Source organism: Streptomyces chengmaiensis, from assembly GCF_029846775.1.
Classification (GTDB): domain Bacteria; phylum Actinomycetota; class Actinomycetes; order Streptomycetales; family Streptomycetaceae; genus Streptomyces; species Streptomyces chengmaiensis.
Window position 1 is genome coordinate 15989 of sequence record NZ_JARWBG010000004.1, and the last position, 19751, is coordinate 35739.

The following is a 19751-nucleotide window of genomic DNA, read 5'->3' on the forward strand; positions in this document are numbered from 1 at the left end:
AGGCCGTACACCGGGTCTGGGGCGGAGCCCCGTCGACCGCACGGCCAGCCGTCAGGCGAGTACCGCGTCGAGCCGGGCCGCGCGAGCCGCGAGGTCGTCCACCGCGATGGGGTCGGCCAGGTCCGGCGCGATCTCGGCGACGGCCCGGCGGGCGGCCGCGGTGAGGCGGACGGTGCCGTCGTCGTCGATGCCGTCGACCCCGTCGCCGGCGGCCATGCGCTCGTTGAAGGCGATCGCGTCGGCTTCGGAGAGTCCGGGCGGGAGATCCAGGGCGACGGAGCCGTCGGCGATGCGGACCGGGTAGCCGCCCGGCAGCCCGGCCGGCGCCGCCGTGGAGTGGCGCAGCGGACCGGCCCCGGGCAGCAGCGCCTCGAGGACCGGCATGACCGCGGCCGCGGTGACGACGTTGTAGCGCGGTCCGGGCGCGAGCGGCGGCGCCTGGTAGGCGAGCGAGTCGTCCCGCTGCCCGTCCTCGCCGAGATGGACCCGGCAGTGCTGCTGCGGGTCGGCGGGCCGCCGGGCCTGCATGACGTCGAACACCTGGGCGTGGTGCCCGAGCACGCGGATCAGCGGCATGGGCCGGTCCGGGTGTGCGGCGCGCAGGGCGGCGCGCACCCGCAACTGCATCATGGCGGCGTTCCCCAGGCCGACCGCGGGCGCCAGGCCGAGTCGGGCGAGGACCGGACCGGTCACGTCCGGAAAGGACAGGTTCGCCACCGGTCCGGTGTGGCCGGCCGCGCGCACGGCCCTCATGACGTTCAGGACGAGCGGAAGCTGATAGGGCAGCCGCAGGGCGAGACCGGCGGCGGTGACGGCGCGGGCGGCGGGATCGGAGCGGCCGGACATCGCCCAGGGGCTGCGCATCGAGGCGCAGTGCACGACCAGGTCGGGGCGGGTGGCGGTGAGCAGCCCGGCCACCTCGTCCAGCCGGGACGCATCGAGCGGCACCGCCTCGACACGGCAGTCCCGGGCGCTGGCCACGGTCGCCGCCACGGCGTCGCGCGCGGATGACCGGCCCGCCACCAGCAGACGCCCGACCCGCCCGCCCGCGGCCAGTCCGTCCGCGACCCGCTCCCCCATGTCGCCTGCGCCGATGATCAGCACTGTGGTCATACGGCGATCGTAGTGGACGTGCTTGTCCGCTACGGGAGTTGGGGCGCCGGCCCGCGGTGTGCCTTTGGGGGTGACCGCATGTGACTCAAGTCGTAGACCCCGCCCTCCGCCGGGTCCTGACTTCTACGTTCGTCACTCGTCCGCAGACCGCGGCAACGCGACAGCAGGGATGGTGAGGACGCGATGATTGAGCTGGCCGAGGACAGGCGATCTGAGCTGTGGAACCGCTCCGGGAGGGCGGTGCGCGCCGACGCCGGACGCGCGGTCGGCGTCCTGGTCGACGCGTACGGGACCGGCAACTACCTGCCGGAGGCGTTCAACCGGCTCGGGATCGACGTCGTCCATGTGCAGAGCTCGCCGGAACCGATAGCGCGCATGCAGCCGTGGGACAGGACCCGCTACCGCGACTGGCTGGTGTACGACCCGGACGGCGGCACCGAGCGCGCGCTCAAGGAGATCGACGCGCGGTTCGTCATCCCCGGCCAGGAGCCGGGAGTGCTGCTCGCGGACCGGCTGAGCGAGGCCCTGGCGCTGCGCAGCAACGGAACCGCGTACTCCGAGGCGCGGCGCGACAAGTACAAGATGATCGAGGCGGTCGCCGCCGCGGGGCTGCGCACCGCGGACCAGGTGGTCACCGATGACGCCGAGGAGGCCGTCGCCTGGGCCGAGGGCAGCGGATACTGGCCGTGCGTGGCCAAGCCGCTGTCGTCCGCGTCGACCGACGGGGTCTTCATCTGCCGTGACGCCGACGCGCTGCGCGAGGCGTTCCCCGCCATCCTCGACAGCACCACGGTCTTCAACGGTGCGAACACCCAGGTGCTGGTGCAGAGTTTCCTCGAGGGCACCGAGTACATCGTCGACACCGTGAGCGTCGACGGCCGGGCCTACGTCTGCGGTGTGTGGCAGTACGAGAAGCAACTGCTGCCCAACGGAAAGCCGATCTACAACCGCGACATCCTGGTGTCGCCGACCGACCCGACGGCGGTCGCGCTGATCGACTACACCCGCGCCATGCTCGACGTCCTGCGCATCCGCAACGGCCCGGCGCACACCGAGCTGATGATGACCCAGGACGGTCCCGCTCTCGTGGAGGTGGGCGCCAGGGTCAACGGCCATCTGCACCCCGCCTTCCACGACGCCTGCCTCGGCGTGAACAGCGCCGACCTGACGGCGCTGGCCTACGTACGGCCCGAGCAGTTCCTCGCCCGCTACGGCGGCGGCGTGTACGACAAGCGCCAGCCCGCAGTCGTCTACAACACGCCGACGACGTTGTCCGGCCGGGTGGTCTCCGTCAACGAGGCGGTGGTCGAAGAGATCCGCAACCGGCCGTCGGTGGCGGACCTCACGCTCAAGCGCAAGCCCGGCGACGTCATCGTGCCGACCCATGACCTGCTCACCAGCCCGGTGCGGGTGTTCCTCACCGCTGCCGACCAGGCCGTCGTGGACGAGGACTACCGATTCATCGAGTCCGTGCGCGAAGCGATCTACGAGGTCCAGCCCCTCGGCGCGCGGACGGCGTGCGGAGTCGTGTGATGTCCGGCCCGGAACAGCTTCAGCCGACGAAACCCGGTCTGCGGGAGAACATCGCGGGGCTGCGGCCGATCAGCGGACTGCTGGCCACGGTGACCGTGTCGCGCTGCTCGGTCGTGCTGTACCCCTTCTACGCCGTGTACCTCGCCAGTGAGCGCAAAGAGCTGACCGTCGACCTGATCGGCCTGATCGTCGGCGTGTTCGGCATCGGCGCGCTGCTCGCCGGGGTGTTCAGCGGGGCGCTCGCGGCCCGCATACCGGAGAAGCGGCTCGCGGTCATGGGCCTCGCCGCCGTGACCGGCATCGTGCTGGCCATCTCGGTCACCAGCGAACTGTGGATGCTCGTCGGGCTGACCGCGCTCTGGGGCTTCTGCTACGAGCTGGTCAATCCGATCGCGTACACGCTGGTGGCCCGTGTGATGCCCGAGGCGCAGCGGCGGTTCGCGTTCTCGGCGGTGCGACTGGCGATCAACGCGGGCATGGGCATCGGGCCGGTGCTGGCCGGAATCCTGTTCAGCGTCAGCCCGGCCCTGCTCCCCTGGGGTACCGCGATCGGCTATCTGGCCTCGGCGTTCATCCTGGCGCGCGCACGGATCGCCGCGGGCCGGGGCTCCGCCGGCACCGGGGCTCGGGCCGCCGCCGGCGACGAGCGCGACGCGGGACGGCCCGGAGTGCGCTTCTGGAGCTTCCTCGCCGCGACCACACCGATTCATCTCGCCTACGCGCTGCCTTCCACGGTGGTCAGCGTGTATGTGATCCACACACTCGACGAGCCGGCCGGCTGGGCGAGCGCGGTCTTCGCGGTGAACGCCTTCCTGATCATCACCTGCGAGATCGCCCTCAACCACGCCATGCTGACGCTCAGCCGTCGTGCCACCCTGCTGATCGGCTACGGCTGCGCGGTCGCCGGCTTCGCCCTCATGGGCCTCGCGGCGGACCACACCTGGCTGCTGCTCGTCGCCACCGCCGTGTGGACGCTCGGCGAGATGATCGTCTACCCGGTCATGCCCGACCACATCAGCGCGATAAGCCCGGACCGGCTCCAGGTCCGCAACATGGGCTTCTACACGGCGCACTTCAACCTCGGCGTGGTGCTCGCGCCGCTGATCTTCCTGCCGCTGATCGGCGTGCTCGGCCCGGTCGCGTCGTGGTCGCTCGTCGGCGGCGTGCTGCTGGCCGGCCTGCTGGCCACCGCCGCCATCAGCAACTCGCCCCGGACCTGGGGCGTCGAGAAGGCTCCGCCCACCCCCGCCGCGCTGATCTAGCGGTAGCGACGCGCCGCGGACCGCGCCGGACACCGGCAGGCACCATCAGACAGCTCTGGAAGGACCAAGCATGCTCACACAGGCGCCACCGCGGAAGGCGGCCGAACGGCTCGCCGTGGACATCCGCCGCATGATCATCGAAATGAGCGGCTCGCCCAACGGCGTGCACATCGGCGGCAGCATGTCGATCGCCGACCTGCTCGCCGTGCTGTACGGCGAGGTGCTGCGGCAGCCCGCGGACGAGGGGCCGCCGGACGATCGCGACTATCTGATCCTGAGCAAGGGGCAGGCCTGCGCGGCGCTGTACGCGGCGCTCGCCGCGACCGGGACGATCTCCGAAGCGGAGTGCGCAAGCTACGCCGAGCAGGGCAGCCGGCTGGCCGGCCACCCGATGAAGCGCCTCCCCGGAGTGGAGTTCTCGACGGGTTCGCTGGGGCACGGGCTGTCGCTGGGGCTAGGGGTCGCCCTCGCCGGACGGCGGTACGGGCACGACAAGCGGGCCTTTGTGATCCTGGGCGACGGCGAGCTGCAGGAGGGCTCGAACTGGGAAGCGGCGATGGCGGCGGCCCATCACGGCGCCGACAACCTGATCGCCGTCGTCGACCGCAACAGCTGGCAGATCAGCGGCAGGACCGAGGACTGCATGTCGCTGGAGCCGCTGACCGACAAGTGGGCCGGCTTCGGCTGGCGCGTGCTCACCGTCGACGGACACGACCACGACCAGATCAGGGCCGCGTTCAACGCGCCGGTCGAGCCGGGCCGGCCGACGGCCGTCATCGCCCGCACGATCAAGGCGCGTGGGGTCCCCGGCCTGCACGACACGAAGAAGAGCCATTCGGCCACCCTCGACGAGGCCGCACGACGGCTGGCCCTCGCGGCGCTGGCGGGTGAGCGGGCATGAGCGCCGCACTCACCGCACACCGCTCCGTCGCAGACGTCTTCGACCACGTCTGGGAGAACCGCTCGGCGCTCCAGAGCCGCGAAGCCCACGCCATGATGCTGCTGGCCCTGGCGCGGGAGAACCCGGACCTGGCGTGTCTGACCGTCGACATGGACTACGAGGCGTCCTTCACGGGGGCGCTGGCGCGCCAGCATGTGAACCTCGGCATCGCCGAGCAGAACATGATCAGTGTCGCGGCCGGAATGACGGTGGCCGCCCGGCCGGTGTTCGCCACCGGGATGAGCCCGTTCGTCAGCGCCCGCGCCTACGAGCAGATCAAGGTCGATGTGGCCGGCGCCAATCTGCCGGTGAAGATCGTGGGAACGCACGGGGGTCTCGCATCCGGCCACTACGGCCCCACCCATCATTCGACCGAGGACATCGGCGCGCTCCGGCTGCTGCCGAACATGACGGTGGTCGTGCCCGGTGACGCCTGGGAGGCCGTTCAGGCCACGGTGGCCGTCGCGGAGGATCCCGGCCCCGCCTACCTGCGGCTGGGCAGGCAGGCCACGCCGGCGCTCTACGAGGAGCGCACCGACTTCGTCCTGGGCAGGGCCCGCGTCCTGCGGGAGCCCGGCCGGGTGGTGTTCATCGCCACCGGTCCGCACCCGAACCTGGTCGCCGCGCAGGCGGCCCGGGAACTCGCAGAGCAGGGGGTGAGCGCCGGGCATCTCAACATGCACACGGTCAAGCCGCTCGACCGGGAGGCGGTCGTCGACGCCTGCGCCCGCGCCGAAGCGGTGGTGACCATCGAGGACCACCGGGCCGTGGGCGGCCTGGGCGGGGCGGTCTGCGAGGTGGTCGCCGAGATAGGGGGTCCGCCGGTGCGGCGGATCGGCGTGCCCGACGTCCACTACGACCTGGTCGGCGGGGAGCAGTATCTGCTGCACCACGCCGGCGTCAACGCGGCCAACGCGGTCGCCCAGGCGCTCAAGGCGCTGGCGTAGGGCGCGCTGGGCGGCGTGACCGCCGCGGACCGCAGGACACGGCCCCTGAAGACCGAGACACGCAGACCTCGGCCGGCAGGGGCCTTGCCCGTCTCGGCCTGCGGTGCCCGCGGCGTGCGGCCCCGCTCCTGCGGTCTGTGTCGGCCTCCACCGACAGGGCCCGTGTCCACACGGCCGCCCGCATAGCCCCCGCGCACGGGCCGTCACGTACGGCCTCTCAGCACAGCCCGCCCGTACGAGCCCCGTCCGCACGGCCCGTCCGTACGAACCGTGTCCGCATAGCCCCCGCGCGCACGGGCCGTCTCCGTACGGCCCCGTCCCATGAGCCGTGTCCGCACGAGCCGGGCCGCACAGGCCGTCCCCGCACGGCCGGTCCGCACAGCCTTCCGCACGGGCCGTCTCCGCGGGAGGCCGCGGCCGTATGGGGCGTGGGGCCGTGCACGGGCCCTGCCCGTACAAGTCCTGCCCGTACAAGTCCTGCTCGTACGACGCGGTCCGGCGAGGCGGGAAAGCCGAAAGGACCTCCTGGAATGCACCAGGAGGTCCCGTCATCGGTTCTGCGGCCTGGGTGTTCTGCCCTGTGGGGCCAGTCCGGTCGGATCTTGGTGCGTCAGCCCCCGGTACCGCCTGCCGTGGTGTCCTCGACCGCCGGGGGGGGCTGGACATCCAGTCCCCTGGGGACACCTCCGTGGGGTAACCCCTGGGGACACCGCCCGTCGGCGCCCCCAGAGGAGTCGAGGGAAGGCAGCTGGGGGAGAGCGAGGAGCGGGCTCTGGGGCGGAGCCCCAGTTCGGGAAGGGGCGGGGAGGGGAAAGATCCGCCGGGCACGCCTTCTATGCGGCGGCAAGCGGCCTGTCGGCCGTACGGGGCCGCAGCGGCGGCTGGTCGGACGAGTCGATCAGCCGCAGGGACATGGCCTTGTTGACCGCGTCCAGCCGGGAGACCGCGTCCAGCTTGGCGAAGACATTGCTCAGATGCCGCTTGACGGTTCCCTCGCTGATGCCCAGCCGCAGGGCGATCTGGCGGTTGCTGAGGGCCACCGCCACCAGGGTGAGCACCTCGGCCTCCCGGTCCGAGAGGGCGGGACCGGACGAGGCCCGCGACCGGGCCTGGCGCATCGGGACCGCCACCGTCTGGTACGGGCCGCGGTGGGCGCGGACCGCCGCGACCAGGGCCGCGTAGCCGACGCTCTTGTGGAGGTAGCCCTGGACGCCCAGGTCCAGCAGGGACCGGACGAGGCCGGGGTGGTCCAGCATGCTCATGATCAGCACCCGGGTGGCCGGCACGCCGTGCAGCAGGCGGTTCACGATCGCCTCCCGGTCGGCGGCGGGGGCCATGTGGACGTCGAAGAGCACAAGGTCGGGCCGGGTGCCTGCGACGAGTCCCGCAAGCTCGGCCACCTCCCCGGTCTGGGCGACGATCTCGATGTCGGGCTGCGAGTCCAGCAGCAGGCACAGGGCCTCACGCAGCAGGCTGTTTTCATCGGCGATCAGGACGCGGACTGACGTACCGGACATGGCAGGGACTGCTCCTGTCTCGCAGGACGGATCCGTTCTGTCGCAGAGCAGGCTGGCCGACGTCCAAAGGCCGTGTCACTCGCCCGCGGCGGAGTATGTCAAGTGGCTCCGACCGGACTGCCCGGGTGCCACCCGCCGTGGCTTCAACGGGAGTTGGAGCAGGCTGTGCCTTTGGGGGCGGCCCCATGTGACTCAAGTCGTAGACCCCGCCCGCCGGTTCGTTCCGGCTCCTACGTTCCTGATCGCAGACCGCGATGACCCGACAGCAGGAGTGAGGGGACCATGGCGACACCGGTTCACACCATCGAGAAGACAAGCGGACCCGTCGACGGCGGGCGCGTCGACAGCGGGCACGTCGACGGCGGACACGTCGACTACGACTTCAGCCGCATCGCCCCCGAGGTGCGCAGACGTCTGAGACCTCTGGGGAAGCTCGACAACTGGCACGCCCCCGTCGCGATCCTCGCGGACTACGCCGTCGTGGCCGCGGCGATATGGGCCTGCCTGCAGGTTTCCTGGTGGTTCTATCCGCCGGCGCTGATCGTGATCGGCTCGACCCAGCGCGCTCTGGTGAATCTGCTGCACGAGTCGTCCCACAAGGTGCTCGCCCGCAACCAGCTCCTCAACCTGATGCTGGGGACGGTGTTCGCCGGGTACCTGGTGTTCCATCTCTACACGCCGTACCGCACCAGCCACATCGGATTCCACCACCGCTATCTCGGAGACCCCGAGAAGGATCCCGACTACCAGTTCCACCTCGAATGCGGCCTGTACGACCCCCGGGTTTCGGACCGGCGGTTCTTCCTGGAGAACATCCTGCTGGCCGTCCTCGGACTGCGCACGGCCTCGTACATCAGGTACATCGTCCGCGACCGCATCTTCTACAAGGGCCCGAAGACCAATGTCTCCATGCCCGTCGGCCTGCCGACGGAACGCGTGGTCCTGGCCGTCCAGTGGCTGGCTCTCGCCTCGGTCGTGATCGCCACCGGAACGTGGCACCTCCTGGTGCTGTTCTGGCTCGTCCCGCTGTTCACGACCGCGATCGCCGTCGGCTGGCTCTCGGAGCTGGCCGAGCACTACCCGATGCCCGAGAGCGAGCGCGCCCAGCTGCTCATGACCAGGAACCGCCATGGCTGGGCGATCGAGAACTACCTGCTCGGGCGGCACCACGACAACTACCACCTGGTGCACCACCTGAACATGAGCATCCCGTTCTGGAACATGAAGCGCGCCCACCGCATCCTGCTCGACGACGTCACCTACGCCCGATGGGACGCCCTCTGGGGCGGAGTCATCACCCGCCGGCGCGGCCGGAGTGGCTCCGAGACCCTGGTCAGCTACGCCACGAAGTACCGGGCCTGGCGCCGCGCGGGCGGAGATCCCCGGACCGCCTCGTCCACCTTCGCCGAGGTGCTCACCCTCGCCCACGCCTCCGCCGCCCGGAACCGCTGAAGGAGGACCCTGTGTCCACGGGACCCCGCACCCCCCGCAACGCCCCCCGCGCCCCTCTGTGGAACTCCTATCTGAACACCGCGGGTTCCGGGCTGCAGAGCCCGGAGACCAGACAGGCGGTGGCCGGCTTCCTCGCCCTGGAGGCCGCGGTCGGCTCGTACTTCGCCGAGCGCTCGTACACGGATGTCCTGAACGACCGCGTGTACCAGGCCGTTTCCGAGCTGTTCCACTGCTCCGCCGACGACGTGGCGATGTCGGACTCGGCGACCCGCGCCTGGCACTCCGCCGTCGCCGCCATTTCGCTCACGGAACGGGACACCGTGTGGACGACGCCGTACGAGTGGGCCGGCAACCTCCTCCTGCTGCGGAACGCCCAGAAGAAGGCCGGCTTCGCCATCGAGGAGGTGCCGCTCACCCCGGCCGGGGACGTCGACCTCGACTGGTGCTGCCGACATCTCACCGACGATGTGGCGCTGTTCTCGGTGACCCATGTGCCCTCGTGCACCGGGACCGTCACCCCGCTGGCGCCGCTGGCCGATCTGGTCCGCGGGCGGCGCACCCTGCTCGCCGTCGACGCCTGCCAGTCGGCCGGGCTGATCCCTCTCGACCTGACCGCGACCCCGGTGGACCTGCTGACCGCCACCGGCAAGAAGGCGCTCCTGGGCCCGCGCGGCACCGGCTTCGCCGTGATGTCGGAGCGGTTCCGGGCCGTGGCCGAGCCGGTCAGCGTCGATGTGCACACCCATGCGTTCGGCGAGGACGACGGCATCCGCCGGCTGACCGGCACGGCCCGGCGGTTCGAGCTCGGCGAGAAGGCCGTGCCCTCCTTCGTCGGTCTGGACACCGCGCTCAGGCAGGCCCGGCACAACGACTGGGGACGCATCGCCGACCTCTCGCGGGAACTGCTGGAGCGGGTGCGGCAGATCCCGGGCGTCCGGGTGCACACCGCCGGCACGCACCACGCCGGAATCCTCTGCGTCACCCATGAGCGGCTGTCCGCCGAGGACCTGTGGTCGCAGCTGTGCTGGGCCGGGGTCGCCTGCTGGCTCATCGACGGTGCGCACACCCCGCACCATCTGCTCCGCGCAGGCATTCCCGCGGCCGTACGGCTGGCCGTCGGACCGCGCACCACCCGCGAGGAGATCGACTACGGGGCGAGTGCGCTGGAAGGGATCAGCCGCCGCGCGACCGCCAAGGCCCCCATGCCCGCCGCGGCCACGACGGGGTCCGTCTGACGCTCACCCGCGTGACGCGTCGGCGCGGCAACTGAGCGGCAACTGAAGGGAGAGCACATATGAAGAAGATCATCATCCTCGGGGTCAACGCCGTCAGTCTCAAGTACCTGCCTCAGGCGCTGCGCACCGCCGGGTACGAGCCGGTGTTCCTGCTGGACCCGGCGGACTTCTCGGCGCAGTCCGCGGCGGCTCTGCGCGGCAGCGCCTGCTTCCCGGTCGACATCGAGGACCGCGCCGCCGTTCTCCGCCTGCTGGCGGAGCATCCGGCGATCACCGAGGACGCCTTCGCGATCACCGGCCTGTTCGACGAGAAGTTCCCGCTGATCGAGGAGTTGGCGGCGGCGTACGGCCTGTGCCGGCCCGATCCGGCCGCCGCACGTCTCGCCTCCAAGGCCGAGGTCGCCCGGATCATCCCCGAGCACTGCCCGCCGACGGCCCGCTTCACCGCCGTCGAGGCGCGGCGTTCGGCCGTCGACCCGGCCGCGGTGACCCCCGCGCCCCACGGCTACATCCTGAAGCCCGCCGAGCAGGCGGGCGGCCAGGGCGTCGTGCGGCTGCCCCCGGACGCCACCGCGGGGACGGTGCGCGACGCGGTGGCGGCATCGGGCATGCCCGACGACGACGGCTATCCGTGGGTGCTGCAGGCGGACGTCCGCGGGCAGCTGATCAGCCTGGAGGGGTATGTGGAGGAGGGGCGCGTCGTCTTCATCGGCTTCTCCCTGCGCGGCCGGATCGCATGGACCGAGATCAGCAATCTGCTGCCCGCGGACGACCGGCTGTCCCCCGCGGTCAGGGACCGGTGCCGGGCCGCCGTGACGGCGCTGGCAGAACGCTCGGGCATGACGCAGGGATACTTCCACAGCGAGTTCCTCGTGCCGGGGGACCCCACGGGTTCCGCGGGCTCCGGGGACCAGGCGTTCCTGATAGACGCCAACGCCGGGCGGCTGGGCGGGGGCGGCCATGTCGAACAGCTCGCCCTCGCCTACGCGCTGGATCCGGCGGAGATCCTCGCCCATGTGGTGACCCTGGGCCTGCCGGACGTGCCGACGAGCCCGGCGCCCGCCTACGGCTCCGCAGCAGCGCCCCGCTCCACGACGGCGTACTACTACGGCCTGGAGCGGGAAGCCGTGGTCACATCGGTGTCCGTGCCGCCCGGCGGACGCTGCCTGCACACCCAGGTCGTCCGCGACGGCGGGCGGGTCGACGCGGCGGGCACCGGCGACAGCGCCTGGGTCGGCGTGCTGACCGGTCCCACGGAGGACATCCGGCGGGAGATGGAGGGCATCGTCGTCCACACCGCCGCCGGCCCGCGCCGCCCGGCCTGGACGCCGACGTCATGACCGGCCGGCCGAGAACCCCGCCGGGCGGCTGGACGCCCTACGCCCTCCGGTTCTTCAGCTACGGCGCATGGGGTGTGCTCTACCCCTTCTTCCCCGTGTGGCTGCTCGACAGCGGGCTGTTCACGGCCGGCGGCGTCGGGCTGATCGTCGGGGCGGCGGTCCTCGCCAACCGGCTCGGCTCGCTGGCCTTCGTCAAGGCCATGCGGCCGGGCAGCGAGCGGAACTTCATCATCGGCTCGCAGGCCGCGATCGCGGCGGCCGCGGCCGTCATGTGTCTGATGGGCCTGCTCTCCGTCCGCTCGCTGGCGGGCTGGCTGCTGCTCTCCACGGTGTTCGGCCTGGCCTGTTCACTCGCCACACTGGCCCAGCTGACCCTTATCGTCCATCAGTTCGACTCCACCCAGACGCGCAGAGCCTTCTCCTACGAGAACATCGCGCTGAACGCCGCGGGCGGCCTGGCTCCGCTGGTCTCCTCGCTTGCCTACACGGCTTCGGAGCGGTTCTACGCGCTGGCCCCGATCGGCTTCGCCGCGGTCGGCATCCTGCTGGCCGCCCGACTGGCCGGACGGAGTGCGCCCGCAGCCGGCGCACCGGCCGCTGCCCGGCCCGCCACACCCGGCAGAAGGACGGTGGCGATCCTGCTGGCGGCCAACTTCCTCACCACCGTGGCCTATGCACAGTTCTACGGGGTGTTCTCCGCCCATGCGACCCCGCTGCTGGGAGCCCGGAGCGTCGGGCTGCTCTTCGCCGCCGGAAGCGTGGCCATCGTCCTCCTGCAGACACTGGTCACCAGATGGTCGCGCACCCTGGGCGAACCGGCACTCGTGGTGCTCTCCAACCTGGCCCTGGGCACCGGAACGGCCCTGCTCGTCGCCGCCGGCGCCGGCCTGCCGGCGATGCTGCTGGCCGTGCTGGGCATCACGCTCGGCGAAATGATCTACGGGCCGGTCTACCAGACGCTCGCCGTGGGCATCTCCGGCGGCCGGCCCGCGCTGGCCATCGGCACGCTGACCTTCGTATGGGGCCTCGCCGAATCCCTCGCCGTGGTCGCCGGCCTCGCCCTCGTCGGCGCCGGCCTCGGCCCGGTCTCCTTCCTCGGGGGCGCCGCCGCCGCGCTGGCCGTCGTCGCCCTCGTCGTCGTGTTCCGCCGCCACTTCACCGCCATGGCGGCCTTCGCCAACGTCACCTCCACAGAGCCGGCGAAAGCACCGGCGCACTCCTGAAAGGGCATGATCCGATGGAAACCGCTCGCTCCGCGGCTCGGCGTCCGTACGGCACGGCAGAGCCGATCCGTGTCCTGAAGTTCGGCGGGACGTCGATGGGCACCACCCCCGAGCGGCTGGCCCAGACCGCGCATAGAGTCGCCGAGGTGCGCCGAGGGGGCTTCGCGACCGTGGTCGTCGTCTCCGCACGAGGAGACTCCACCGACCGGCTCGTCGAGGAAGCGCTCACCGCCGCCGCGGCGCCTCCGCCCAGGGAACTCGACCAGCTGCTGGCCACCGGAGAGGCGCGATCGGCCGCCTTGCTGGCCATGGCACTGGACGGCATGGGCGTATCCGCGCTCTCCCTGCTGGGACGCCAGGCCGGCTTCGAAGTCTCCGGAGCGCACACCGACGGGCGCATAGCGCGGATCGACGCCACGGAGGTGGCCCGGGCCCTGGCCCGCGGTCAGGTCGCCGTCGTGGCCGGTTTCCAGGGGGTGAACGGCGCGGGAGACGTCATCACCCTCGGCAGGGGCGGTTCGGACACCTCGGCCGTGGCGCTCGCCGTCGAGCTGGACGCCGCATCCTGCGAGATCTACACCGACGTCGACGGAATCCACTCCGCCGATCCACGCCTGGTGCCCGACGCCCGGCTGATCCCCGCCGTCCGCAACAGCGTCATGGCCGAGATGGCCTACGCCGGCGCCCGCGTGCTGCACACCCGCGCGGTGGAACTGGCCGGACGCGCGGGCGTGGACATCCATGTACGCAGTGCTTTCAACCGTCGCCCGGGGACCGTGGTGGTCTCGGACTGGAAGGGAACCCAGATGCTGGAAACCGACGACCGAGTGATCGCTGTGGCACATGACCCCGACAGCGCGAGGATCACCATGGGCGCCGCCTCGCCCGACGCCCCGCCGTTCGGGGCGGAGGGCTTCTCCATGCTCGCCGACGCCGCGGTCACCGTCGATGTGGTGACCCGGTTCACCGACGGCTCGGGGCGGCACGGCTGGGACTTCACCGTGGCCCGCAAGGACGTGGAGGCCGCGATGAACGTGCTCACCGCGTTTCCCTGCGAGGTGGCCGTCGACGCGCGCGTGGCGAAGGTCTCGGTCGTGGGCGCCGGTCTGATGAGTGATCCCCGGTGTGCGGGCCGGATGCTGACGGCGCTGCTCGCCTCCGGGATCGAGCCGCTCTCCATCGCCACCTCGCAGGCGCGGATCTCCGCGACCGTACGGGACGCGGACTGTGCGCGGGCGGTGTCCGCCCTGCACAAGGAGTTCCTGCTCGGTGCGGCGGCGCCCGGGGCGGGGTCAGCGGAATCAGGGGAGAGCGGCCGACTCGACGCGCTGACTCCGGCGCCCTGACCGCATCGCACCCCACACCAGCCCGTCGGAAAGGGCCAGTCATGCCAGAACCGGAACCCCGCCGCGGCGCACGCTCCACCGTCGTGCCCTTGCTGCCTCGGGTCGCCGCATCCGACCGGGCCGAGGCCGGGGACCGGCTGCCGTATCTGACCGGGCTCGCCGACGGCGTGTTCGCGTACACCGAGCCGAACCGTGGCGGGACCCCGTACAGCGCGGGCGTCGTCGCCGGCCCCGACGGGGTGACCGTCATCGGAGCCGCCGTGCCCGAAGCCCGCGCGCGGATGCTGGCCGGGGCCGTCGAGGCGCTGGACGCCGGCCCGGTCCGGACCGTCGTCAGCACCCACGACTGCGGCGGCCACCCCTTCGGCAGCGCCGCCTTCCCCGGCGCGGCAGTCATCGCGCACACCCTGGCCCGTGCGGGGAGGGACACCGGCGCAGCCCTGCCGTCCGTGACCTTCGACGACCGGCTCACGGTGCACTGCGGTGAGCGGCGGATCGAGCTCCTGTACTGCGGTCCCGCGCACACCGCCCATGACGTCGCCGCCTGGCTCCCGGGTGACGGACTCCTCTTCGCGGGCGGCGTCGTGTCCCACGGGACGGCGCCGTCCGCCGTGCTGGGGTCGGTCGAGGGCATGCTCCGCGCCGTCGGGACGCTGCGCGGTCTCGGGGCGCGCACCGTGGTCTGCGGCCACGGCCGGGTCTGCGGTCCCGAGGCGTTCGACGAGACCGAGGCCTATCTGCGCTGGATCCAGTCCGTCGCGTTAAAAGGCTGGTCACAGGAGCTCACGCCGCTCCAGGCGGCCCGGGCGGCGGACCCGGGCGACTTTCGACGCCTGTCGGCCGGCCCTGAGCGGACCGTGGGCAACCTGCGGCGCGCCTACGCCGAGCTGGACGGCGAAGTCCTGGGAGAGCCGCTGGACGCCCGGCGCTGACCGGGCCCGGGCGTCGGCAGGGCGCAGCGTCGGCAGGGGCGCCGGGGCCCGTGCTCCGCGGGTCGGTCGGAGCACGGGCCGGGCGTCGGTCGGAGCACGGGCCCGGCGTCGGTCGGGACAGATGGCCGTCGGCCGCGCAGCCGCGGATCACCCTGAGCGAGTGGCGGCGTCATCTGCCCGGGTTGCCCTGCCGCCCTTCCTGCCGCTCCGGCTCCGGCCGCCCCCTGACGGCGCGGCCGGGATCACTCACCCCGCTGGGCGTCGATCTCGGCGACGAGTGCCTCGATGCGGTTCCTGATCTCGTCCCGGATCGGGCGGACGGAGTCGACGCCCTTGCCGGCCGGGTCTTCCAGGGCCCAGTCGAGGTACTTCTTGCCGGGGAAGACCGGGCAGGCGTCGCCGCAGCCCATCGTGATGACGTAGTCGGACGCCTGCACGGCCTCGACGGTCAGGACCTTCGGCTGCTGGTCCGCGATGTCGACGCCGACCTCCTTCATCGCCTCGACCGCGGCCGGGTTGACCCGGTCGGCCGGCAGGGAGCCGGCGGAACGCACCTCGATCCGGTCGCCCGCGAGATGGCCGAGGAACCCGGCGGCCATCTGGGAACGGCCGGCGTTGTGGACGCAGACGAACAGCACTGAGGCGAGCGGGGCGGCAGACATGGGTGCTTCCTTAGGTCAACCGGGGTCTTAGGTCACCCTGAACTGGTGTCAGCCCCGGGTGATGTGACAGTATCAGCCCATGATGACGTCAGTCGACACTGAACTGATTCGGGTGCTGGCCGACCCGCTCAGGCTCCGGATCGTGACCCTCCTCGCCCGCGAGACGCTCTGCACGACGCACCTCGTCGAGGAGACGGGCGCGCGGCAGACGAATCTCTCCAACCATCTGAAGGTGCTGCGCGAGGCCGGGGTCGTGGAGACCGAGCCATGCGGCCGGTTCACCTACTACCGGCTCCGTCCGGACGTCATCGCCTCCCTCGCCGGTCAGTTCACCGATCTCGCGGAGACCGCGCGCGCCACCGCCGCGGCGAACCTGAAGCGGTCCTGCCCCTGATCCCCGTGCGCCGTCGCCCGCACCCGCCACCGAGGAGACCCCTGTGACCGCCAGCCCCGAGACCGCGGCGGAGAACGCCATACGCCCTGCCCCGCCGCAGCCCGCCGCTGGCACGGACCCGGCCCGCGCTCCGCTGGCCGCGCGGGCCGCGGCGGAGTTCACCGGGACCGCGGCCCTGGTCGCGGTCGTGGTCGGCTCCGGCATCCAGGCCACCCGGCTCAGCCAGGACGTCGGCCTGCAGCTGCTGGCCAACTCCACCGCCACCGTCTTCGGCCTGGGCGTCCTGATCGCCCTGCTCGGACCGGTGTCCGGGGCGCACTTCAACCCGGCCGTCACCCTGGCCGAGTGGTGGACCTCCCGCCGTGGCGGCGCCGGGGTCACCGCCCATGAGGCCGCCGTGTACCTCCCCGCGCAGATCGTGGGCGGGATCGCGGGCGCGGTGCTGGCCGACGCCATGTTCGGCGAGCCGCTGGTGCAGTGGTCCACACACGACCGTTCGGCCGGGCACCTGCTGCTCGGCGAGGTGGTCGCCACGGCCGGACTGATTCTGCTGATCTTCGGCCTCGCGCGCACGGACCGGCTGCGCTTCGCCCCGGTCGCCGTCGCCTCGTACATCGGCGCGGCCTACTGGTTCACCTCGTCCACGTCGTTCGCAAACCCCGCGGTGACGGTCGGCCGGGCGTTCACGGACACCTTCGCGGGCATCGCCCCCGCCTCCGTACCCGCGTTCATCGCCGCCCAACTCGTCGGCGCCGCCGCAGGCCTGGCCCTGGTCGCCGCCATCTTCGTACCCGCCAAGGCCGCGGCCCCCCGAGCGACCGCGACCGGGGCCGACGCCGACGCCGACGCCGGTGCTGGGACCGGGGCCGGGGATCCTCTCCCCCCACCACGACCGTGACCGGCGCGCCCCCGGGCGCCTTCCGGGCGAATCCGCGCCCCGCGCGTCCGGCCCGTCGCCGACCGGGTACTGGATGGCCTCGCCTCCTGGTGCCACGGAACCGCGCGGCCCGAACCCACCGTCGCCGCACACTGGTCACGTGCGGACCATGGGGATCTGTCAGGGGAGAAGCCACTGCCCCAACCCCTGCAGGCATGGGGCCACCAGGGCCTGCGCCAGCACTGCTGCGCTGACACGTCGGCATAAAAAGATGCCCCCTGAACACGTTTCCGCAGTTCAGGGGGTGCAAATATGTGGAGCCTAGGGGAGTCGAACCCCTGACATCTGCCATGCAAAGACAGCGCTCTACCAACTGAGCTAAGGCCCCGGAAGGGTCGGCGCAGCCCCAGGAAGGCCCCGGACCGCCGCCGCAGAACAGAGTACCGGTTACCCCCGGGGATTCCGCAAAGGGATTGGGACTCCCGCCCCACGACCACGCTCCGTAGGATGCTCGTCTAGGTTCGCAGCAGCGAAGCCGCTTTGGGGAAGCGATGGGGAGACGCTATGGATGCCGCACAGGACACGACCGCCAGAGCCAGAGAGCTGCAGCGCAGTTGGTACGGGGAGCCGCTGGGGGCGCTCTTCCGGCGGCTGATCGATGATCTCGGGCTCAATCAGGCCCGGCTCGCGGCGGTGCTCGGACTGTCGGCGCCGATGCTGTCACAGCTGATGAGCGGACAGCGGGCGAAGATCGGCAATCCCGCGGTGGTGCAGCGGGTGCAGGCGCTGCAGGAGCTGGCGGGGCAGGTCGCCGACGGCAGCGTGAGCGCGGTCGAGGCCACGGACCGGATGGAGGAGATCAAAAAGTCCCAGGGCGGCTCCGTCCTGACCGCCCCCAGCCAGTCTGCCAACAGCTCCGGAGCTCCCACCGTGCGCCGTGTGGTCCGTGAGATCCAGTCGCTGCTGCGCTCCGTCTCGGCCGCCGGCGACATCATCGATGCCGCGGACTCTCTCGCCCCGACCCACCCGGAACTGGCAGAGTTCCTCCGGGTGTACGGCGCCGGGCGCACCGCGGAGGCGGTCGCGCACTACGAGGCGCACCAGAGCTGACCGGGGGCGGCACGCCTCCACGACAGGACTGGGAGCGGGCGCAGCGCGATGGGTGAGGTCTTCGCCGGGCGGTACGAACTGGTCGACCCCATCGGCCGCGGCGGCGTCGGCGCGGTCTGGCGCGCCTGGGACCGCCGGCGACGGCGCTATGTGGCGGCCAAGGTGCTCCAGCAGAGCGACGCCCATACACTGCTGCGCTTCGTACGCGAGCAGGCCCTGCGCATCGACCATCCGCATGTCCTCGCCCCGGCGAGCTGGGCGGCGGACGACGACAAGGTCATGTTCACCATGGATCTGGTGAGCGGGGGGTCGCTGGCCCATGTGATCGGCGACTACGGCCCGCTCCCGCCGCGCCTGGTCTGCACCCTGCTCGACCAGTTGCTGGCCGGTCTGGCCGCCGTGCACGCGGAGGGCGTCGTGCACCGTGACATCAAGCCGGCCAACATCCTCCTGGAGGCGACCGGGGCCGGACGGCCGCATCTGCGGCTGTCCGATTTCGGGATCTCCATGCGCAAGGGCGAGCCGCGGCTCACCGAGACCAACTATGTGATGGGGACGCCCGGTTACTTCGCCCCCGAGCAGATGCTCGGCGCGGAGCCGGACTTCACGGCCGACCTCTTCGCGGTGGGCCTGGTGGCGCTCTATCTGCTGAGCGGGCAGCGGCCCGACGCCGACGCGCTGGCCCGCCACTTCACCGACCACGGTACGCCCGGGCCCCCGGAGGGCGTCCCCGAGCCGCTGTGGCAGGTGCTCGCCGGACTGCTGCAGCCGGACCCGCAGGACCGGTTCCGCACGGCGACGGGCGCACGCAAGGCGCTGGCGACGGCCGTCGAGCTGCTTCCCGAGAGCGGGGACGACGAGGAGCCGGTGGAGGTCTTCGACCAAATCGGCCCGCTGCCACCGGGGTTCGGTCCGGACGGCCCCCTGGCGGGAGCGCTCCAGGCGCCCCCGCCGCTCCAGGCGCCCGGCCGCCATGCGCCGGGTTCCGGGGCGCCCTCTCCTCCGTCCAACCCGCCCCCTATGCCGCCGAGGCCTCAGGAACCCGGCTCACAGCCGTATTCGCCGGCGCGCACCGGGACCCTGCCTCCGTGCCCGCCACCGCCGCGACAGCCGCCCGCCGCCCCGCCGCCGCTCCCGGCCCAGCCGACCCCGCCGCCGACCCGGCCCCCGCAGCCCGTACAGCCCCCGCAGCCGGCCCAGCCCGAACCACCCGCACCGCAGTCGGGCCCCGAGCCGCCCCTGCCCCCGCCTCCGGCTCCGACCGCCGCCCCGACCCGCCCGTACACGGCCCGCGGCCCCCGGCACGGCCGCCGCATCCGACGCCCGGGGCCTCCGCCTGCGATCACTGTTCCCGTCGTGATCGTCGCGCTGCTCTGCTTCGCCCTGGGTCTGTGGGCGCTGACCCAGCTCTGATCAGCGATTCACTAAAGCAACCAAGAAATTTGCTTTAGCAAGGAAATGTGGGTGGCAGAAAGCCCCGGCCGCTTCCACGACCGGGGCTCTCGATCCAAGAACGCTGTGTCTCACACACCGGAACCTGCGGGCACGGAGTCGGTCGCCTCCGTCCACAGATCCTGCTCGGCGCGATCCGCCTGGATCTGGCGGTACACGAGGAGCCCGCCGATGGCGGCCAGTGCGACCAGGAGAAGCTTCTTCACCGCGCGACCTCGTCTTTCCTTGACGTATGAGGACTACTGGCGCCCGACTATACACACCGATCGATACCGTTCGGTGACCTGTATCCGCGCCAACTGACGCCCTGATCACCGACGTCAGCCGGAAACGACACCGGCCGGACGGAGAATCTCCGTCCGGCCGACCGTCACTGTGGGGCTAACAGGATTTGAACCTGTGGCCTCATCCTTATC

General features: G+C 71.9%; 18 protein-coding genes and 1 tRNA gene. 14 read left to right on the top strand and 5 right to left on the bottom strand.

Annotated elements, in window-relative coordinates; translation table 11 throughout:
* Nucleotides 1–51: 51 nt before the first annotated feature.
* Nucleotides 52–1113, bottom strand: coding sequence for a saccharopine dehydrogenase NADP-binding domain-containing protein (locus tag QCN29_RS04920; protein ID WP_279926450.1), 1062 nt, complete (start codon nucleotides 1111–1113; stop codon nucleotides 52–54).
* A 183-nt stretch (nucleotides 1114–1296) separates the two neighbouring features.
* Here QCN29_RS04920 and QCN29_RS04925 point away from each other — a divergent pair, with 183 nt between their 5' ends.
* From QCN29_RS04925 to QCN29_RS04940, 4 genes are all read left to right on the top strand, one after another.
* A complete protein-coding gene (locus tag QCN29_RS04925; RefSeq protein WP_279926452.1) occupies nucleotides 1297–2646 on the top strand; it encodes an ATP-grasp domain-containing protein in 1350 nt (449 codons plus the stop codon).
* On the top strand, nucleotides 2646–3908 hold the full coding sequence (locus QCN29_RS04930) for an MFS transporter (protein WP_279926454.1): 1263 nt from the start codon (nucleotides 2646–2648) through the stop codon (nucleotides 3906–3908). Before QCN29_RS04925 ends, QCN29_RS04930 begins: the two co-directional genes overlap by 1 nt.
* 70 nt (nucleotides 3909–3978) lie before the next feature.
* Complete coding sequence (locus QCN29_RS04935) at nucleotides 3979–4809, top strand: thiamine pyrophosphate-dependent enzyme (RefSeq protein ID WP_279926456.1); 831 nt, start codon at nucleotides 3979–3981, stop codon at nucleotides 4807–4809.
* Entirely contained in the window at nucleotides 4806–5795 is a 990-nt protein-coding gene (locus QCN29_RS04940; RefSeq protein WP_279926458.1) for a transketolase family protein, read from the top strand. Before QCN29_RS04935 ends, QCN29_RS04940 begins: the two co-directional genes overlap by 4 nt.
* A gap of 833 nt (nucleotides 5796–6628) precedes the next feature.
* On the opposite strand, the gene QCN29_RS04945 is transcribed toward QCN29_RS04940, so the two are convergent.
* Nucleotides 6629–7312 (bottom strand): response regulator transcription factor, encoded by a 684-nt coding sequence (locus tag QCN29_RS04945; RefSeq protein WP_279926460.1) that lies wholly within the window; start codon nucleotides 7310–7312, stop codon nucleotides 6629–6631.
* Nucleotides 7313–7594: 282 nt separating this feature from the next.
* Between QCN29_RS04945 and QCN29_RS04950 the strand changes: the two genes are divergently transcribed.
* Genes QCN29_RS04950 through QCN29_RS04975 form a run of 6 tightly spaced genes read left to right on the top strand, consistent with a single transcriptional unit; the run spans nucleotide 7595 to nucleotide 14840 of the window.
* Nucleotides 7595–8764, top strand: coding sequence for a fatty acid desaturase family protein (locus tag QCN29_RS04950; protein ID WP_279926461.1), 1170 nt, complete (start codon nucleotides 7595–7597; stop codon nucleotides 8762–8764).
* Nucleotides 8765–8775: 11 nt separating this feature from the next.
* Nucleotides 8776–9999, top strand: coding sequence for an aminotransferase class V-fold PLP-dependent enzyme (locus QCN29_RS04955; RefSeq protein ID WP_279926463.1), 1224 nt, complete (start codon nucleotides 8776–8778; stop codon nucleotides 9997–9999).
* A gap of 59 nt (nucleotides 10000–10058) precedes the next feature.
* Nucleotides 10059–11339, top strand: a complete 1281-nt coding sequence (locus QCN29_RS04960) for an ATP-grasp domain-containing protein (RefSeq protein WP_279926464.1) — start codon at nucleotides 10059–10061, stop codon at nucleotides 11337–11339.
* Nucleotides 11336–12562 (top strand): MFS transporter, encoded by a 1227-nt coding sequence (locus QCN29_RS04965; RefSeq protein WP_279926466.1) that lies wholly within the window; start codon nucleotides 11336–11338, stop codon nucleotides 12560–12562. Before QCN29_RS04960 ends, QCN29_RS04965 begins: the two co-directional genes overlap by 4 nt.
* A gap of 14 nt (nucleotides 12563–12576) precedes the next feature.
* Nucleotides 12577–13908: an aspartate kinase gene (locus QCN29_RS04970; protein WP_279926467.1), complete on the top strand. Its 1332-nt coding sequence runs from the start codon at nucleotides 12577–12579 to the stop codon at nucleotides 13906–13908.
* Between the two features lie 41 nt (nucleotides 13909–13949).
* On the top strand, nucleotides 13950–14840 hold the full coding sequence (locus QCN29_RS04975; RefSeq protein WP_279926468.1) for an MBL fold metallo-hydrolase: 891 nt from the start codon (nucleotides 13950–13952) through the stop codon (nucleotides 14838–14840).
* 242 nt (nucleotides 14841–15082) lie between these two features.
* Here QCN29_RS04975 and QCN29_RS04980 read toward each other — a convergent pair whose 3' ends face one another.
* A complete protein-coding gene (locus QCN29_RS04980) occupies nucleotides 15083–15502 on the bottom strand; it encodes an arsenate reductase ArsC (protein WP_279926469.1) in 420 nt (139 codons plus the stop codon).
* A gap of 79 nt (nucleotides 15503–15581) precedes the next feature.
* Between QCN29_RS04980 and QCN29_RS04985 the strand changes: the two genes are divergently transcribed.
* Both QCN29_RS04985 and QCN29_RS04990 read left to right on the top strand, forming a co-directional pair.
* Nucleotides 15582–15896 (top strand): ArsR/SmtB family transcription factor, encoded by a 315-nt coding sequence (locus QCN29_RS04985; protein ID WP_240139716.1) that lies wholly within the window; start codon nucleotides 15582–15584, stop codon nucleotides 15894–15896.
* Nucleotides 15897–15939: 43 nt separating this feature from the next.
* Nucleotides 15940–16794: an aquaporin gene (locus QCN29_RS04990; RefSeq protein ID WP_279926470.1), complete on the top strand. Its 855-nt coding sequence runs from the start codon at nucleotides 15940–15942 to the stop codon at nucleotides 16792–16794.
* Nucleotides 16795–17088: 294 nt separating this feature from the next.
* On the opposite strand, the gene QCN29_RS04995 is transcribed toward QCN29_RS04990, so the two are convergent.
* Nucleotides 17089–17161 (bottom strand) — tRNA-Ala (locus QCN29_RS04995).
* Nucleotides 17162–17337: 176 nt separating this feature from the next.
* Here QCN29_RS04995 and QCN29_RS05000 point away from each other — a divergent pair.
* Together QCN29_RS05000 and QCN29_RS05005 are read left to right on the top strand one after the other, a co-directional pair.
* A complete protein-coding gene (locus tag QCN29_RS05000) occupies nucleotides 17338–17883 on the top strand; it encodes a helix-turn-helix domain-containing protein (RefSeq protein WP_240136991.1) in 546 nt (181 codons plus the stop codon).
* Nucleotides 17884–17931: 48 nt separating this feature from the next.
* Nucleotides 17932–19296: a serine/threonine-protein kinase gene (locus QCN29_RS05005; protein WP_279926471.1), complete on the top strand. Its 1365-nt coding sequence runs from the start codon at nucleotides 17932–17934 to the stop codon at nucleotides 19294–19296.
* A 110-nt stretch (nucleotides 19297–19406) separates the two neighbouring features.
* Here QCN29_RS05005 and QCN29_RS05010 read toward each other — a convergent pair whose 3' ends face one another.
* A complete protein-coding gene (locus QCN29_RS05010; RefSeq protein WP_003958712.1) occupies nucleotides 19407–19541 on the bottom strand; it encodes a DLW-39 family protein in 135 nt (44 codons plus the stop codon).
* Nucleotides 19542–19751 lie beyond the last annotated feature (210 nt).